The organism is Paracoccus jiaweipingae (assembly GCF_044335505.1).
Lineage (GTDB): Bacteria > Pseudomonadota > Alphaproteobacteria > Rhodobacterales > Rhodobacteraceae > Paracoccus.
In genome coordinates this window covers 308,595-326,284 of sequence record NZ_JBISBS010000003.1, presented here as the reverse complement: position 1 = coordinate 326,284, position 17,690 = coordinate 308,595, and the positions used below count along the sequence as shown (strand labels likewise).

Here is a 17,690-nt window from a genome sequence, read left to right as displayed (position 1 = left end):
GATGCCCCGCCCATGGTTTTCAGGAAAGCCCGCTTATGTCCGCCAGTCCGACCCTTCTGACCCGCACCGAAGATCTTGCCGCCTTTTGCGCGCAGGCCAAGACCGCCCCCTATGTCACCGTCGACACCGAATTTCTGCGCGAACGCAGCTATTATTCCAAGCTGTGCCTGATCCAGATGGCGCTGCCCCCGGCCTCGGGGGGCAAGGCCGAGGGGGGACCGGCGGTGCTGGTCGATCCGCTGGCCGATGGGCTGTCGCTGGCGCCGCTTTACGACCTGTTCGCCCATGAAGGCACGGTCAAGGTGTTCCACGCCGCGCGTCAGGATCTTGAGATCTTTTTCCATGATGCCGGGATCTTCCCCAAGCCGCTGTTTGACACCCAGGTTGCGGCGATGGTCTGCGGCTTTGGCGAACAGGTCGGCTATGAAACGCTGGTGCGCAAGATCGTGCGCCAGTCGCTGGACAAATCCTCGCGCTTTACCGACTGGTCGCGGCGGCCGCTGTCGGCGGCACAGCTGGAATATGCGCTGGCCGATGTCACGCATTTGCGGGCGATCTATGAATTTCTGCGCGATCAGCTGAACCAGACCGGACGCGCCGCATGGCTGGCCGAGGAAATCGGCGTGCTGGAAAGCCCCGACACCTATGTCACCCGCCCCGACGAGGCATGGCTGCGGGTGCGCACCCGGTCGACCGCGCCGCGCTTTCTGGCGATTGTGCGCGAACTGGCGCGGTTTCGCGAAGATTACGCCCAACGCCGCGACATCCCCCGTTCGCGTGTGTTCAAGGATGACGCGCTGATCGAACTGGCCTCGACCAAACCCGCGTCCGAGGCCGATCTGGGCCGCTCGCGCCTGCTGCTGCGCGAGGCCCGCAAGGGCGATATCGCCGCCGGTATTCTGGCCGCCGTCAAGGCCGGTCAGGACAGCACCGACCTGCCCAAGACCCAGCCCGAGGCACCCGGCGCCCCCAAGGACGGCGCGCTTGCCGATCTGTTGCGCGTGCTGCTGAAGGCCAAGGCCGATGCCGCGGGCGTGGCGCCCAAGCTGATCGCCTCGGCCTCGGATCTGGATGCGCTGGCGGCGGGGCAGCGCGACCTGCCGATGCTGGCAGGCTGGCGGGCCGAGGTTTTCGGTCGTGACGCGCTGCGGCTGGCACAGGGCGAAATCGCATTATCGGCGCGCAATGGCGCGGTGCAGGTGGTCGAAACCGGCTGAGACCCGGCCCCCGGCACCGACCGCCTGATCCCCTGGGGCGCGACACAGGCAGGGCGACCGGTCCTGCCGTTGCTGCCCGCACCGGTCTGCGCTGCATACAGTGTCAGGGCAGCGGCGCCAATCCTGATGCGTTTACAGGTTTTTCCAGCGCCGGTGGACCCAGAACCACTGGTCCATATGGCGCCGTATCAGGGCCTCCAGATCGTCATTCAGCGCCTGCATCATCGCCTCGGGCTTGTCATGGGGGACCGGCATCCCGACATGGACGCGAAACCCCAGACCGTCAGGCTGGCGGATGCCCGCAATCGGCACCAGCAGCGCGTCATAACGCAGCGCCAGTTCCGCAGGCGTCAGCACCGTCTTGCTGGGCAGGTCGAAAAACCGCAATTCGGCCCCGTGCTTGTCATACTGGTCAAAGCCAAGCGCCAGAAAGCCGCCGCCGCGCAGGAACCGGATCATCGCCGCGAACCCGGCCCGCCCGCGCGGAAACAGCGGCTCGGCAATGGCGCTGATCGCGGGGATGTAATGGCGGTTGAAGGCTTCGTTATTCATGGGCCGATACAGCGCCCCGACCGGCCAGCCGCGCCCCGACAGCGCCGCGCGCATGGCGTCGTAATTGCCGAAATGCGCGCAGGCCAGAATGACCGGACGCCCCTGTTCGGCAGCATCCCCCAGCAGCGCCAGCCCCGGCCCCTCCAGCGGGTCGGCGTCGTGGATGCGGCGGGTAAATTCGGCGGCGGAATAGATCTCGGCCAGCGACCGCCCGGCATTGTCAGGCACTGCGCGGGTCAGGGCGTGGATCTCTGGCGCGGTCAGGTCGGGCCGGGCCAGCGCCAGATTGTCGCGAATGCGCCGTCGCCAGCCGGCCAGAGGGGCCAGAACATGGGCAAAGAACCACCCGACCGAGGCCACGCGCCGGGGATAGGGCAGCAACCGCGCCACGCCCATCACCGCCAGAAAGCCGATATTGGCAATGCGGTCGCCAAGCGGCGGGGTTTCGGTATCGTCCTGTTCGCGCATTATGATCCGGTTCTGGTGTCAGTCCTGCGGGCCTGTTCCGTGCGCCGCGCCGCGCGCATCGCGGCCGCCTCGCGCGACCAGACATACAGCCCCGCGATCACGATAATCACCGCGCCGATAATCGTCCACAGATCTGGCACTGTGCCCCAGAACAGCCACCCCCACAGCCCCGCCCATAACAGTCCGGTATAGCCAAAGGGCGCGACGGCGGCGGCCTCGGCCATGCTGAATGCCTTGATCAGCAGCGCCTGCGCAATGGTGCCCAAAGCGCCGATCAGCACAAAGGCCCAAAGGTCATGCGCGGCAATGGGCTGCCAGACGAAAGGCACGACGACAGATGTCGCCAGTGTGCCGAAACTGACCGACCACAGCACCGAGGTCGCGGTAGAATCGCCGCGCACCATCCGGGTCATTACCGCCCCGGCGGCATAGGTGCAGGCCGCCATCAGCGGCAACAAAGCCGCGGGCTGAAACACCCCGGCGCCGGGACGGATGATGATCATCGCCCCCGCCATCGCCGCAGCGATCCCCAAGATGCGGCGGATGCCGATGCGTTCACCCAGAAACAGCGCCGCGCCAAGGGTGATCAGCACCGGGTTGATATCCATGATCGCCGTGGCTTCGGCCAAGCCGATGAATTGCAGCGCGGTAAAGAACAGCCCGATCGAGGCGATCTGGGTCAGCCCCCGCCCCAGTTGCAGCCCCGGATGCCGGCTGCGCGCCACCCGCGGCAGGCGTGGCGCCAGCAGCACCAGCACAATGACGAAATTGCCCGCATAACGCGCCCAGACCACCTGAAGCGGGGCATAGTTTTGCGTCAGGTATTTGCCGGTCGCGTCCATCAGGGTAAAGGCGAACACCGCCGCCAGCAGCATCAGAATTCCCAGCCCTTGCTGGTCCTGGCCGCCGGATATGCGCTGTTTCATCAGCGCGAAGGCGCGTGGCAGGGCGCGCATCACGCCGCCCCGCCGCAGGTTATGGGCCGGGATGCCAGTGACAGGGTATTTGGGCAACGAAGAAGCGCCAGCGCACCGGGTTTCTTCGTTGCGGCAATACCCCGGCCGGAGGCATCCCGCAGCATCAGATCAGCGCCTTGACCTTGTCGGTCACGGCCTCGGCAGTGATGCCGAACTGGCGATAAAGTTCCGGCGCCGGGGCCGAGGCGCCAAAGCTGTCCATGCCGACGAAAGCCGAGGTTTCGGCGCTGCCGCGCTCGCCCATCAGCAGCCAGTCCCACGGCATCCGCACGGCGGCCTCGACCGCGACGCGGACCGGGCCGGCGGGCAGCACCTGTTCGCGATAGGCCGGGATCTGGGCGCGGAACAGTTCCATCGAGGGGACCGAGACGACGCGGGTCGGAATGCCCGCCGCTTCCAGCGCCTCGCGGGCGGTGACGGCGATCTCGACCTCGGACCCGGTGGCCATCAGGATGGCCTTGGGCGTGGCGCTGGCTTCGCGCAGAATATAAGCGCCCCTGGCCGACAGGTTTTCCGTGCTGTCCTTGACCCGCAGCGCCGGCAGGTTCTGGCGCGACAGCGCCATGACCGAGGGCGTGCCGGTCTGCGACAGCGCGATTTCCCATGCTTCGGCGGTTTCGACCACATCGGCGGGGCGCAGCACCAGCGTGTTGGGCGTCGCGCGCGAGATGGTCAGGTGTTCGACCGGCTGGTGGGTGGGGCCGTCCTCGCCCAGACCGATGCTGTCATGGGTCATGACATAGACCACCGGCAGCCCCATCAGCGCCGACAGGCGCATTGCGCCGCGGGCGTAATCGGTAAAGGCCATGAAGGTGCCGCCATAGGGGCGGAAGCCGCCATGCAGCCAGATCCCGTTCATCGCCGCCGCCATGCCATGTTCGCGGATGCCGTAATGCAGGTAACGGCCCGTGCGGTTTTCCGCCGAAAAGATCCCCAGATCGCCGGTCTTGGTGTTGTTCGACCCGGTCAGGTCGGCCGAGCCGCCGAAGGTTTCGGGCATCACCGGGTTCAGCACCTCAAGCACCATTTCGCTGGCCTTGCGGGTGGCGACCTTGTGCTTGGCCGCGACGGCCTGTTCCTTGAACGCGGCGATGGTGGGGGCCAGATGCGGGTTGGCGGCGGTGCCGATGCGCTGGCGGAAGGCGTCACGGGCGGCATCGTCCAGCGCGTTCAGGCGGCCTTCCCATGCGCTGCGGTCCTGCGCGCCGCGTGCGCCGATTTCTTCCCATTCGGACTTGATCTGGGACGGGATGACAAAGGCCGGGTGGGTCCAGCCATAGACGGCGCGGGTGGCCTCGATCTCGGCATCCCCCAGCGGCGAGCCATGTGCGCCCGAGCTGTCGGCCTTGTTGGGTGCGCCAAAGCCGATGATGGTTTTGCAGGCGACCAGAACCGGCTTGTCGTCCTGACCCGATTTCGCCGCCGTCAGCGCGCGGTCGATATCGGCGGGGTCGTGGCCGTCACAGGCCAGCACCCGCCAGCCCGAGGCCTCGAACCGGGCGGTCTGGTCGGTGCTGTCAGACAGCGACACGCGCCCGTCGATGGTGATGTCGTTATCATCCCACAGCACGATCAGGTTTTTCAGCTTCAGGTGCCCGGCCAAAGCGATGGCCTCCTGGCTGATCCCCTCCATCAGGCAGCCGTCACCGGCGATGACCCAGGTGCGGTGGTCGCACAGTTCGGCACCGTGTTGGGCGCGCATGGCCTCTTCCGCGATGGCCATGCCGACCGCGGTGGCAATGCCCTGACCCAGCGGGCCGGTGGTGGTCTCGACCCCTTTGACATGGCCGTATTCGGGGTGGCCCGCAGTGATCGCGCCCCATTGGCGGAAATTACGGATCTGGTCCAGCGTCATGTCCTGATAGCCGGTCAGATGCAGCAGCGCATAGATCAGCATAGAGCCATGCCCCGCCGACAGCACGAAACGGTCGCGGTCGAACCAGTCCGGGGCGGATGCGTCGAATTTCAGGTGGTTGCGGAACAGCACCGTGGCCACATCGGCCATGCCCATCGGCATACCGGGGTGGCCGCTGTTGGCGGCCTGAACGGCGTCCATGGCCAGCACGCGAATGGCGCTGGCAAGGTTCCAGTGGTCGGGATGCGCGTGGCGCAGGGCTTGGATATCCATCTGGTCCTCGGGGATTCGTAGCAAAGGGATCATTAGGCTTTGACCGTCTGATAGGTGGCGCGGGCCGTGGTTGCAAGCCGCAGCGGGCGCGGCTAGGGTCGGCGGGCCGTCAGCCAAAGGGATGCCGCCGCGTGCCGCAGATCGCCCCCGCCATCATCGGATACCGTCAGGACCGGATCGGGGCGCGGCTGATCGCGATGCTGAATGTGCAGCGTTTTGCCGCGCTGACCGGCACCGAGGGGCGGTTTTGCTGGCTGTCCCAGCCGGATGGTCCCTATCCCGAACTGGCCGATCCGACGCGGTTTTTCAGCGCCGGTTACGTTGCCCGCCACCTGCGCATCGTCAGTGCCGCCCCGGACCTGACCGGGCGGGGGTTTTACCCGGCGCTGTCCAAGGGGCTGAACCTTGGCGGGCTGCGCGCGGCGCTGCGCGACGGGCAGGGCTTCTGGACCGATTCCAACCTGTCGGTCGACCGCGTGATGGACGAGGACACCGCCAGCGTCGCCCGCCAGATGGCCGATCTGTCCGCCGCGATTGATCTGGCGCCGGCATTGCGCAGCGCGCTCGGGGGGGCGCGCGCGGCGCTGGCGCGGCGCTGGGGGCCGGGGCGGCCCTTTGCCATCCATGTCCGGCGCGGCGATATTCTGGACGCCCTGCCATGGTCGCTGAGCAGCTGGCCCACCAAATACCTGCCCGATGAATTTTTCCGCGCCTTCGTGGCCCAGGTCGATGGCCCGGTGATTGCCTTTTCCGACACGCCCGACGCGGTGCGGCATCTGGCGCAGGGCGATGCGCGCATCGTGCCGGTGGGTGATCTGGTCGACCTTGGCACGCTGGACCGGGCCGAGGTGGATCTGGCGGAAATGCTGCTGATGGCGGGGTGCCGGCTGATCGGCGCCCCGGCCCAAAGCGCCTTTTCCCGCGCCGCCGAGGTCATGGGCGCGGCCGAGGTCGCGCCGCTGCCCGCAGCCTTGCCCGAACCGGCGCGGCACGCGGCGTTCGACGCGCTGCTGACACGGGTGATCGACCGCCCCGACAGCTTTTTCGCGCCCGGCGATCTGGCGCAATCGGTGCAATATGCGGCCAGCCATGCGGTCAGCGCCGGGCGGGTGCCAGCGCTGCTGGACCTGTTTGCGCAGCGCCCCGAAATGCCCGACCGCTTCCCCTTTCTTTACCGTGCGCTGGCGGTGGCGGCGCAGGGCGCGGGGATGGCCGGGCGGGCGGCGGAACTGGCGGCGCAGGGGCTGGCGCATCCGCAGATGCGGCGGCGCGACCGGTCGGAATGCGAACAGGTGCTGACCCTGACCCGCGCGCTGGCCCTGCCGGGGGCGGCGGCACTGGCTGGCGGTCCAGACCCCGCCGCTGCGCCCGCCCGCCCCACTGCGGCTGACAGCCCCGAGGCCGATTTTCTGAACCAGCTGTTCCGGGGCCGGGCGCAGGACAGCGCGGTGATGCCGCATCTGGGCTGGCAGGTGGTGATGGCGGGGGGCATGGCGGCACGGGCGCTGATGCTGGCGCCGGAACTGGCGGCGCTGATGGCCGCTGCCCCGGCCACGCATGGCGCATCCCCAGATACGCCAAAATCCGATACGCCAAAACCCGATACCCACGAACCCGACGCATCCCCCCCCGACATGCCGGCCGCTGGCACGCCGGGCGCCGACCCTCCGCCATCGCTGCCGGTCTGGGTGCTGCTGACCGATTGGGAGGAATTGCTGGACAATGACGCCCATCGCAACGCCCTGCGCGGCAGCCCCGACCTGTGGGGCAAGATCCGCCCGCTGGGGCCGCAGGCGGCGGCGCTGGAACAGGCCATTGTCGCGGGTGATCCGCCCCCCGACTGGCCGCCCCCTGACTGGCCGCCTTCTGACTGGCCCGGCCCTGACGGGAATGGTGCGGATATGCTGCGCCGCATGGGGTTTCTGGCGGCGGTGCTGCGGCTGAACGGGCGTTTCCGGCGGGCCTATGCCGTGCTGCACTGGCTGGAGGATACAGCCCCCGCGCATGAAGTCGCGCTGACCGCCAAGCGGCTGGCCGATTGCGCGTTCCGGTCGGGCAATGACGCGCTTGGCAAGGGCTTCATGGACCGCGCGCTGGCCGCGGCGCCCGATAATGTGCTGTTGCATCTGTCCGCCGCCACCCGCGCCGCGCAGGCCGGACAGGTGGTGCGGATGCGCCGCCATCTGGCCGAGGCGCAGACCATCCTGCCCGACAGCGCCCTTGTGACCCGCAAATCGCGCCGCATCCGCCGCCTGCTGCCGCCGGCCTGACACGCCGCCCGGCACAGCGCAGCGGGGACGGTGGGTTCGGGTCGTGGCGCCGGGGCGGCTGCGGCGCGGGCTGGCGGGGTGTAGGCGACGGGCGGTGCAGGTCGTTGTTGCGGCGGCAGCAGGCGGCGGATGCGCGGGCTGGCTGTGCGCAGGCGGCGCGATCCGGGCTGTGCCGGATACTTTGCCATCCGGCGCGGTTCTGATCGCCCGGTTCCGGTCGGTGGGGAATATCACAGGCCCCGGTGGGCGGCGCACCACAACCACGGTGGATGGTGGGCAGCAGGCCATCGCCTGACGTTCGGGGCCGCGCAAGCCGCGATCGGGATGCCGGGCCGGATGGCATTGGATATTTCAGCACCATTCGCAACTGGGTAACGGGGCGCCGGGGCTGGGGCGGCGTTGCGGCTTAATCCTCGGGGGCGGGGCTGGCCAGCGGGCGGATTCGCAGCCGGGTGATGCGGTTTTCGCGCCGGGTGACGACCTCGAACCGATAGCCGTGAAAGCTGAACACCTGACCCTGTGTCGGGATCGACTGGGCCATGTGAATGACCAGACCGGCCACGGTATTTGCCTCTTCATCCGGCAGCGCCCAATCCATCGCCCGGTTCAGGTCGCGGATGGTCATTGCCCCGTCCACGATGTAATCGCCATTGGCCGAAGGCGTCAGGCCGGGTTCGTCGCCGGTGTCATGTTCATCCGCGATTTCACCGACGATTTCCTCAAGAATATCCTCAAGCGTGATCAGCCCGCGCAGCGCGCCATATTCGTCGATGACCAGCGCGAAATGGCTGCGGCGTTTCAGGAATTCGCGCATCTGTTCGTCCAGCGCGGTGGTGTCGGGCACGAAATAGGGCGGCATCGCGATGCTGAGGACATCGAAATGGCGCAGCGCCCCGACCCCGCCGCCATCGCGCAGGGCGCGGTTGACGCCGCGCAACAGGTCCTTGGCGTGGATGACCCCGATGACGTTTTCACGCTCGCCGCGATAGACGGGCAGCCGGGTATGCGGGCTGGACAGCACCGCGTCCAGGATCTGTTGCGGCGGCAGTTCGGCGTCGATCATCTGGATCTGAGAGCGGTGCAGCATGATCTCCTCGACCGTGCGGTTGCCCAGATCCAGCGCCCCCAGCAGGCGGTCGCGGTCCTCTTTGTGGACGGCCCCGGCACTGTGACCGATGGCCAGCGCGCCGGCGATTTCCTCTTGCACGGAAAACAGGCTGTGATCGGCATCGGTGCGCAGGCCGAACAGCGCCAGAATGCTGCGCACGATGGTCTGAACGACCACCACCACCGGCGATAACAGCCGGATCAGCACCCGGATCGGGCGGGCAACCAGACGGCTGACATTCTCGGGCGAGATAATGGCATAGGTCTTGGGCAGCACCTCGGCAAAGATCAGCACCAGCACGGTCATCACCAGCGTCGCCAGCGCCACCCCGCCCGACCCGAAGGCGCGGGTGAACAGCGCCGTGGCCAGACTGGCCGACAGGATATTGGCGACGTTATTGCCAAGCAGGATCGCCCCGATCAGCCGTTCGCCGTCCGTGGTCACATCCAGCGCCGCCTGCGCGGTGCGGTCGCCCTTGTCGGCGCGGGCGCGCAGCTTGGACCGGCTGGCCGCTGTCAGCGCGGTCTCTGACCCGGAAAAGAAGGCCGACAGCCCCAGCAACCCCGCAATCGCGGCGGCGGTGATCCAGAAGCCGGTATCCATCCCCCCGGTGGCGGGGACAGGCGCGGTGGCATCGGCGGTTTGGGCAAGGGCAGAGGTCAGAAAGGCCAGCATCGGTCAGTCGTCTTGTTTCAGGGGTGGGGGCGCGGGCTGCGCCAGCGGGTGATGGGTCAGCACCAGATCGCGCATCCGCGCATCCAGCACATGGGTATAAATCTCGGTCGTGCCAAGGTCGGCATGTCCCAGCAGGCTTTGGATGGCGCGCAGATCGGCACCGCCTTCCAGCAGATGGGTGGCAAAGGCGTGGCGGATAACATGCGGCGTCACCCGCGCCGGGTCGATCCCCGCCGCCAGCGCCAGATCCTTCAGGATCAGCGCATATCCCTGCCGCGTCAGGTGTCCGTCCCGCGCCGCCGAGGGGAACAGGAACCGCCCCGCCTTGCCCGCCAGCAGCCGCCCCAGACGGCTGTCGGCGGCGGCACTGTCGCGGTGGTCCAGCCAGTCGGCCAGCGCGCTGCGGGCGGGGCCGGACAGCGGCACCATGCGTTCCTTGCCGCCCTTGCCCCGCACCAGCAAAAGCTGCGGATCGCCCCGGCAGGCCGCGACCGGCAGCGTCACCAGTTCGCTGACCCGCAGGCCGGTGGCGTAAAGCAGCTCGAACAGGGCGCGGTTGCGCAAGCGGTCGGTGGTGTCGCGCCCGGTGCGGGGCAGCGCGTCGATCAGCGCACCGATCTGGTCGTGATCCAGCGTGCCGGGCAGGCGCCGCGCGCGCCCCGGCCCGGTAATGCGCCCGGCAGGGTCATCGGTGCGCCAGTTTTCGTCCAGCGCAAAGCGGGTGAACTGGCGAATGGCCGACAGCCGCCGCGCCCGCGTTGCCCGCGACAGGCCCTGCGCGTCGCAATCGCTCAGGTAATCCTCGATCAGGTCGCGATCCATCGACAACAACCCCGCGCCGCGCCCGGCCAGCCAGTCGCGCAGATCGCGCAGGTCGCGGCCATAGGCCAGCAGGGTGTTGCGCGCCGCCCCGGCCTCGGCCGCCTGCGCGTCCAGAAAGGCCGAAATCCGTCGCCCGTCGCCCGCGCCGGGGCCATCGGCCCTGCCGGTTCTGTCGCCCCCTTCCGGCATCAGGGCCGCCCGTCCGGGGACAGGCGCGGCCACAGCGCGATCTGCACCGCCGCCAGCCATGCCTGTTCCTCAAGCCCCAGCGCCCGCAGCACCGCCAGCCCGCGCGCGCCACGGGTCAGATCGCCCGCCAGCGCCGCGTCGGTGTCGCTGATCGCGGCCAGCAGGGCGGCGCCGCGCTGGTCGGGGTCGGGTTGGGCGGCATCGCGGGCGGCGTCGGTCAGCCCCTCGGCCAGGGCCTCGGGCAGCAGGGACGGGGTGGGCGGGGGATCTGCGCGCGGGGGCAGGCGGCGATGGGCCGCCATCACGGCCAGTTCGGCCAGCGCTGCATCCGTCGGGGTGACGGGCAGCCCGGCCCACAGCCGCAGCATCGCCGCGTCATCGGGGGCACCGCTGTCACCGCCGGTGCCCGTTGCGGTCCCGGTGCCGGTCAGCGCCGGGGGCAGGTCGGGTGCGATCATCGCGGCCAAAGCGTCGGCCAGCCCGGCGCTGGCAAAATGTGCGCTGGCCTCGGCCAATGCGGTGGCGATGCGGTCGGGATCGCCCCCGGTCAGGGCCAGATCCAGCGCCTGCAAGGCCGCCGCCCGGTCCCAGACCCCGCCCGACGCGGCGGGCTTTTGCTCGGTATAGATCGCGCGCAGGGTCGCGGCCTCCAGTGCGCCGACGCGGGCCAGACGCTCGGCGGCCTCAAGCCGGGCCTTCCAGCCGCCATTCGCGCGCAGGTCGGCATGGGCCATGGCCAGCGGCAGGCCGGTGGTTGGCAGCGGCTGGCCGATAGCCTCGAGGATGCGAAAGGCCAGCGGCGTCACCGGTCGCGGTGCCGTCAGGCTGCCGGGTTGGTCGACAAGGCTGTCATCCAGAAAATGCGCCAGCAGCGGTGCCATCTGGCGGTCAATCAGCCCCAGCGCATCGGCGGCATAAAACACCGTCGACGCCGCCGCCCAATCGCCCCCCATCGCCAGACAATAGACCCGCGCCTGAAAGCTGGGGGCAATGCCGGGGGTGGCGTCCATCATCTTGCAGGCCTGCTGTTCGCGCCCCTCGATCAGGGCGATGTCGAACAGGCGGCGGAAACGGTCAGCATCGGGGGTGCCTGCGACCTCGATCAGGGCGCGGGCCTGTGCCAGCGCGGCCATGTCCAGCAGCCCGTCGACGCGGGCCAGATGCAGCTTGCCCTGATCGGCAAGGTCGCTGACCGGCGCGGCGCGGAACTGGGTCAGCAGCAGCTGTCGCAACAGGCCGCGCAGCACCGGCAGGCGCGGGTCGGTGGCGGCGATGGCGCGGGCCAGATCGGGCGCCGGGGTCCGCCCCCACAGATCGGCCGGCAGCCCCAGCTTGCGCGGCGGTACCGTGCCGGTGGCATCGGGATCGCCCGCCCCCAGCCGCGTGACCAGCACATCACCCGCCGCGCCGCTGCGGGCCACGGCCTGAGGGCGCGGGCCGGGCGGGCGCGCATCGGCTGGCACCCCGTCACCGGGCCGCCAGGCCGAGCTTTCGCGCGGCACGGCCAGACTGCCCGATAGCCAGTCCGAGGCCACCAGCGGCGGTTCAGCCCGCACCGGCGCGGCCAGCAGCCCCACGGTCAGGGCCAGCCCGGCGATCCGGGGCAGGGGATCAGTCCAGCGTGGCGGCATCCGCGGGCGCTTCCGGTTCGGTCTGGGGGGCGGGGGTGGTGTGTTCGTCGCGGGCCGCAGCCGCGGCGGGCGCGTCAAGGTCCAGCGCCACGGGCTGGCGCATTTCGCGGGTCCGGGGCGCCATGTCCCCGAAATAGGCGTATCCCGCCAGCCCGGCGAAAGCCAGCACCAGCAACCCCACCAAAATCTTGATCAACCGCATCGAGTCTGCCCTTTCTGTCCGGTCTGTTGCCGGGTCATGCGGAATATATATGGCATTTTCGGAAAGATCACGCCATCAAGTCACCCGCTGGCAAATCCCCGCGCCGGTCCGCCCCGGATCGGCCGGTCACGCCACGACAGATGCGCGGAGGGCAGGAAATGCAGGGAAACCTGGTGCTGATCGGAATGATGGGGGCGGGCAAATCCGCCGTCGGCCACGAGATCGCGCGCCAGCTTGGCCTGCCCCATACCGATGCCGATACCGAGATCGAGCGCGCCGCCGCCATGACCATTTCCGAAATTTTCGCCCGCGATGGCGAGGCGTTCTTTCGCGACCGCGAATCGCAGGTGCTGGCGCGGCTGCTGAGCACCGGCCCGCAGGTCATCTCGACCGGGGGCGGGGCGTGGTTGCAGCCGCGCAACCGCGCGATGATCCGCGAACACGGTCTGGCGGTATGGCTGGATGTCGATGCCGATACGCTGTGGGAACGGGTGCGGGCCAGGCCGACGCGGCCGCTGTTGCTGACCGAAGATCCGCGCGGCACGCTGGACCGGCTGCTGGCACAGCGCCGCCCGGTCTATGCCCGTGCCGATCTGGTCGTGCCGGGCATGGCGGGCGACACGGTCGAGGGCACCGCACAGCGTGTTATCCGCATCGTCAGCCAGTCCCGCCCCGGCTATTTTTCCGGCACCCCTGAAAGAGGTTTTTCCGATGACCGCATTTGAAACCGTCCATGTCGATCTGGGGGCGCGCGCCTATGACGTGCGCATCGGGCCGGGGCTGGTCGCCAGCGCCGGGCGTCACATCGCGCCGCTGACCGGGCGCAAGCGGGTGGCGATTATCAGCGACGAAACCGTGGCGGCGCTGCATCTGGACACGCTGCGCGCGGGGCTGGCCGCTGACGGGGTCGATTCCGTCTCGCTGACCCTGCCCGCAGGCGAGGCCACCAAAAGCTGGCCGCACCTGACCCGCACTGTCGAATGGCTGCTGGATCAAAAGGTCGAACGCGGCGATCTGGTGGTCGCTTTCGGCGGCGGGGTGATCGGGGATCTGGTCGGTTTCGCCAGCGCCATCCTGCGCCGCGGGGTGCGGTTCGTGCAGATCCCCACCAGCCTGCTGGCGCAGGTCGACAGCAGCGTCGGCGGCAAGACCGGCATCAACAGCCCCGCCGGCAAGAACCTGATCGGCGCGTTTCATCAGCCGACGTTGGTGCTGGCCGATACCGATGTGCTGACCACCCTTGCCCCGCGCGATTTCCGCGCCGGATATGGCGAGGTGGTGAAATACGGCCTGCTGGGGGATGCGGGGTTTTTCGACTGGCTGGAAATCAACGCCCCCGCGCTGGCCGCAAACGAGACGCTGCGCCGCCACGCCGTTACCCATGCCGTAACCATGAAAGCCCGCATCGTGGAACGCGACGAAACCGAACAGGGCGACCGGGCGCTGCTGAATCTGGGCCACACATTCGGCCATGTGCTGGAATCGGCCACCGGCTATGGCGACCGCCTGCTGCATGGCGAGGGCGTGGCCATTGGCTGTGCGCTGGCCTTCGATCTGTCGGCGCGGATGGGGCTGTGCAGCCAGGAGGCGCCCTCGCGCGTGGTGGCGCATCTGCGCGACATGGCGCTGCCGGCGCGGCTGGCCGATGTGCCGGGCGATTTGCCCGATACCGAAACGCTGGTCGCGATGATGGCGCAGGACAAGAAGGTCAAGGATGGCAAGTTGCGCTTTGTGCTGGCACGCGGCATCGGCGCGGCTTTTGTCACCGACGCGGTGCCGCCGGATCTGTTGCGCGCGGTCTTGCAGGACAGCCGCGGCTGAGGCTGCGGGTGGCGAAAGGGGGCGCTCGCGCCCCCTCTGGCCTGCGGCCATTCACCCCCGGAAGGTATTTCAGACAGAAGCGAGGTAGCAGGCTTTCGCGAGCCGCTGGTTTCTTCGTTGTCCAAATACCCAGGCGCCATGGGGGCCGCCCGCGCCGGTCTGACGGTGGCGCGGGGCGGGCAGGCCGGGGTCAGCGATATTCCGCCGCAAAGACCGGGGCATAGATTTCGGCCAGACGCGCGATGGCATCAGCGGGGGACATTTCGGTTGCAACACCGCTGCGCCGGTCGGTCAGTTCAACCAGATTATTGGCCAGCCCGCGCGGGCCGACGGTGATGCGCCAGGGCAGGCCGATCAGGTCCATGGTGGCGAATTTCGCGCCCGCGCGGTCGTTGCGGTCGTCATAAAGCGCATCCAGCCCCTTGGCCTTCAGTTCGGCATACAGGGCCTCGCAGGCGCTGTCAGTGCCGGCATCGCCCTGTTTCAGGTTCACGATACCGACATGGAACGGGGTCACGCCTTCGGGCCAGATAATGCCCTTGTCGTCGTGATTGGCCTCGATGATGGCCCCCAGCAGGCGCGAGACGCCGATGCCGTGGCTGCCCATGTGAACCGGCACGCGGCTGCCATCGGCGGTGACCACGGTGGCGCCCATCGGTTCGGAATATTTGGTGCCGAAATAGAAGATCTGGCCGACCTCAATGCCACGGGCGACGCGGCGGCGGTCCTCGGGGATGGCGTCGAACAGCGCGGCGTCATGGGTTTCGTCGGTGCGGGCATAGCGCGAGGTGAACTCGGCCAGCACCGCCTGACATTGGTCGCGGTCGTCATAGTCGATCTGACGGTCACCGAATTTCAGATCAGTGATTTCGCTGTCGTAAAACACCTCGGATTCGCCGGTTTCGGCCAGCACCAGAAATTCATGCGTGTCCTCGCCGCCGATGGGGCCGCTGTCGGCGCGCATCGGGATCGCTTGCAGGCCCATGCGTTCATAGGTGCGCAGATAGCTGACCAGATGCCGGTTATAGGCGTGCAGCGCGTCCTCGCGGGTCAGGTCGAAATTATAGCCGTCCTTCATCAGGAATTCCCGGCCCCGCATGACCCCGAAACGGGGGCGGATCTCGTCGCGGAATTTCCACTGGATCTGATACAGCGTCAGCGGCAGATCCTTATAGCTGTTGACATGGGCGCGGAAGATGTCGGTGATCTGTTCCTCGTTCGTGGGACCATACAGCATGTCGCGCTTGTGGCGGTCGGTGACGCGCAGCATTTCCTCGCCATAATCGTCATAGCGACCGGATTCGCGCCACAGATCGGCCGATTGCAGCGTCGGCATCAACAGCGGAATGTGACCGGCGCGGGCCTGTTCCTGATGCACGATGGTTTCGATGCGCCGCAGCACCTTATACCCCAGCGGCAGCCAGGAATAGATCCCGGCGCTGGCTTGCTTGATCATGCCGGCACGCAGCATCAGCCGGTGGCTGGCGATCTGGGCATCGGCGGGGGTTTCCTTCAGGACGGGCAGGAAATAGCGGGACAGGCGCATGGGCGGAACCTTTGGCAGTTTCTGCCTTGTCGCCTAGAGGATCGCCCGCCTCCGCGCAAGCGCCGCGCGCGGCTGATGGTTGCACCAGCCCCCGTTTCATGCGCAAAACACCCCTCAAGGCGACCGTGGATGCGGTCAGGCGAAAGGACAGCGCATGAGGATCAGCCCGGCGAAACAGGCATGGTGGTGGGGCGGCGCGGGAATCGTGCTGCTGGTGGCGCTGTGGGGGCTTGGCGCGGTGCTGATGCCCTTCATCATGGGCGCCGCGATTGCCTATTTTCTGGACCCGGTGGCCGACCGGCTGGAACGTCTGGGCCTCAGCCGGATACTGGCGGTGGCGGTGATCACGCTGGTGGTGGTGGTGCTGTTCGTGCTGGCGATGCTGTGGCTGGTGCCAACGGTGATCCGGCAGGGCAGCCAGCTGATCGAAAACGCCCCCGGCATGATCGACCAGTTGCAGGGTTTCGCGCAACGCCAGTTCCCCGGCCTGATGCCCGAGGGCGGCACCATCCGCACCGCGCTGTCCAGTCTGGGCACAAAAATCAGCGAAAGCGGCGGCCAGATCATGTCGACCGTCGCCGGATCGCTTGGCAGTTTCGTCGGCGTCATGGTCAATCTGGTGCTGATCCCGGTGATTGCCTTTTACCTGTTGCTGGACTGGGACCGGATGGTGGCGCATGTTGACGAATTGCTGCCGCGCGAACATGCCCCGACCATCCGCCGGGTGGCGCGCGATATCGACAAGGCGCTGTCGGGATTTGTGCGCGGGCAGGGCACGGTGATTCTGATTCTGGCGGTGTTTTATTCCGGGGGGCTGCTGGCGGTGGGGCTGCCTTACGCGGTGCTGATCGGCTGTCTGGCGGCGACGCTCAGCTTCATTCCCTATGTCGGGGCGCTGATCGGGGGGGTGTCCTCGATCGGGATTGCGGCCTTTACCTTCTGGGACGACCCGGTCTGGATCGGCGCCGTGGCCGCGATCTTTTTGCTGGGACAAGCGATGGAGGGGAATATCCTGACCCCCAACCTTGTCGGCGGTTCGGTCAATCTGCACCCGGTCTGGCTGATTCTGGCGCTGTCGGTTTTTGGCACGCTGTTCGGCTTTGTCGGTATGCTGGTCGCAGTGCCGGTTTCGGCGGCGCTGGGGGTGCTGGTGCGCTTTTTCATCGCCCAATACAAGGAAAGCCCGCTGTATACCGGGCGCGCGGTGCCGCCGCCACCGCCCCAGCCGACGCTGGTGGAACTGGTCCCGCGCGGCACCCTTCAGGCCGAGCGCGCGCAGGCGCAGCAGGTGCATAACCGCGTGGTTGCGCAGATGCACAGCGCGCAGGACGGGCCGGATGCCGGTGATGGCGGGCCGCAAACGACCGGCGGGTGATGCGTGGCGCGACAACTGACCTTTGATCTGACGACGCCGCCGGCGCTGGGACGGGCCGATTTTCTGGTCACCGCCGCCAATGCCGATGTGCTGGCGGCGCTGGATGCGCCGCAGGGCTGGCCGCAGGGGCGGATGCTGCTGATCGGGCCGGAAGGCGCGGGCAAGTCGCATCTGGCGGCTTTCTGGTCGGCGGAAAACGGCGCCCGCCGCATCCAGGCCCGCGCCCTGCGCCCCGAATCGCTGGACGACCTGATGCCCGAGGGCGCCGCGCTGGTGGTCGAGGATGCCCACCGTGCCGGCGGGGCCGCGGGCGCCGAACAGGCGCTGTTTCACCTGTGGAACATGGCCGGTCAGCGCGACGGGCTGTTGCTGCTGACGGCGCGCAGTGCGCCGCGCGACTGGGGGCTGGTGCTGCCCGATCTGCGCTCGCGCATGGATTCGATGGCGCAGCTGCGGCTTGGCCCCCCGGACGAGGCGCTGTTGCAGGCGGTTCTGGTCAAGCTGTTTGCCGACCGTCAGATGGCGGCGCCGCCCGCGGTCATCGACTGGCTGGCCCTGCGCATGGACCGCGACCTTGGGCTGGCGCGGCGGCTGGTCACGGCGATGGATGCGCGCGCCCTGTCCGACCGCCGCCCCGTCACCCGCGCGCTGGCGGCGGAAACGCTGGACAACCTGACGACCCAGACGACATAACCGGCGACGACGATCA

General features: G+C 68.3%; 14 protein-coding genes. 6 read left to right on the top strand and 8 right to left on the bottom strand.

All coding sequences use genetic code 11. The features are described 5' to 3' along the window. Positions 1-35 precede the first annotated feature (35 nt). Positions 36-1,217: a ribonuclease D gene (gene rnd, locus ACFXP9_RS07780; protein ID WP_397206833.1), complete on the top strand. Its 1,182-nt coding sequence runs from the start codon at positions 36-38 to the stop codon at positions 1,215-1,217. Positions 1,218-1,349: 132 nt separating this feature from the next. Here the strand turns inward: rnd and ACFXP9_RS07775 are convergent, their stop codons facing one another. The 3 genes from ACFXP9_RS07775 to tkt form a co-directional block, all read right to left on the bottom strand. Further along, entirely contained in the window at positions 1,350-2,237 is an 888-nt protein-coding gene (locus ACFXP9_RS07775) for a lysophospholipid acyltransferase family protein (RefSeq protein ID WP_397206835.1), read from the bottom strand. Next, complete coding sequence (locus ACFXP9_RS07770) at positions 2,237-3,193, bottom strand: DMT family transporter (RefSeq protein WP_397206837.1); 957 nt, start codon at positions 3,191-3,193, stop codon at positions 2,237-2,239. Before ACFXP9_RS07770 ends, ACFXP9_RS07775 begins: the two co-directional genes overlap by 1 nt. Before the next feature lie 124 nt (positions 3,194-3,317). Beyond that, complete coding sequence (tkt, locus tag ACFXP9_RS07765) at positions 3,318-5,342, bottom strand: transketolase (protein WP_397206838.1); 2,025 nt, start codon at positions 5,340-5,342, stop codon at positions 3,318-3,320. 131 nt (positions 5,343-5,473) lie between these two features. On the opposite strand from tkt, the gene ACFXP9_RS07760 reads away from it, so the two are divergent. Beyond that, a complete protein-coding gene (locus tag ACFXP9_RS07760; RefSeq protein WP_397206840.1) occupies positions 5,474-7,612 on the top strand; it encodes a hypothetical protein in 2,139 nt (712 codons plus the stop codon). Between the two features lie 406 nt (positions 7,613-8,018). On the opposite strand, the gene ACFXP9_RS07755 is transcribed toward ACFXP9_RS07760, so the two are convergent. The 4 genes from ACFXP9_RS07755 to ACFXP9_RS07740 form a co-directional block, all read right to left on the bottom strand. Continuing rightward, a complete protein-coding gene (locus ACFXP9_RS07755; protein ID WP_397207427.1) occupies positions 8,019-9,323 on the bottom strand; it encodes an HlyC/CorC family transporter in 1,305 nt (434 codons plus the stop codon). A gap of 75 nt (positions 9,324-9,398) precedes the next feature. Beyond that, positions 9,399-10,406, bottom strand: a complete 1,008-nt coding sequence (locus tag ACFXP9_RS07750; RefSeq protein ID WP_397206842.1) for a tyrosine recombinase — start codon at positions 10,404-10,406, stop codon at positions 9,399-9,401. Then, complete coding sequence (locus ACFXP9_RS07745; RefSeq protein ID WP_397206844.1) at positions 10,406-12,037, bottom strand: hypothetical protein; 1,632 nt, start codon at positions 12,035-12,037, stop codon at positions 10,406-10,408. The genes ACFXP9_RS07750 and ACFXP9_RS07745 overlap by 1 nt, the downstream gene beginning before the upstream one ends. Next, positions 12,018-12,239, bottom strand: a complete 222-nt coding sequence (locus tag ACFXP9_RS07740) for a hypothetical protein (RefSeq protein ID WP_397206846.1) — start codon at positions 12,237-12,239, stop codon at positions 12,018-12,020. The genes ACFXP9_RS07745 and ACFXP9_RS07740 overlap by 20 nt, the downstream gene beginning before the upstream one ends. Before the next feature lie 158 nt (positions 12,240-12,397). On the opposite strand from ACFXP9_RS07740, the gene ACFXP9_RS07735 reads away from it, so the two are divergent. After that, a complete protein-coding gene (locus ACFXP9_RS07735) occupies positions 12,398-12,964 on the top strand; it encodes a shikimate kinase (RefSeq protein WP_397206848.1) in 567 nt (188 codons plus the stop codon). Next, positions 12,951-14,060 carry a 3-dehydroquinate synthase gene (gene aroB, locus ACFXP9_RS07730; protein ID WP_397206850.1) on the top strand — a complete coding sequence of 370 codons (1,110 nt, stop codon included), beginning with the start codon at positions 12,951-12,953 and terminating at the stop codon, positions 14,058-14,060. The genes ACFXP9_RS07735 and aroB overlap by 14 nt, the downstream gene beginning before the upstream one ends. A gap of 190 nt (positions 14,061-14,250) precedes the next feature. Here the strand turns inward: aroB and proS are convergent, their stop codons facing one another. Beyond that, entirely contained in the window at positions 14,251-15,606 is a 1,356-nt protein-coding gene (proS, locus tag ACFXP9_RS07725) for a proline--tRNA ligase (RefSeq protein WP_397206852.1), read from the bottom strand. A 154-nt stretch (positions 15,607-15,760) separates the two neighbouring features. On the opposite strand from proS, the gene ACFXP9_RS07720 reads away from it, so the two are divergent. Beyond that, entirely contained in the window at positions 15,761-16,981 is a 1,221-nt protein-coding gene (locus tag ACFXP9_RS07720) for an AI-2E family transporter (RefSeq protein ID WP_397206854.1), read from the top strand. A 3-nt stretch (positions 16,982-16,984) separates the two neighbouring features. Beyond that, positions 16,985-17,674 carry a P-loop NTPase family protein gene (locus tag ACFXP9_RS07715; RefSeq protein ID WP_397206856.1) on the top strand — a complete coding sequence of 230 codons (690 nt, stop codon included), beginning with the start codon at positions 16,985-16,987 and terminating at the stop codon, positions 17,672-17,674. Positions 17,675-17,690 lie beyond the last annotated feature (16 nt).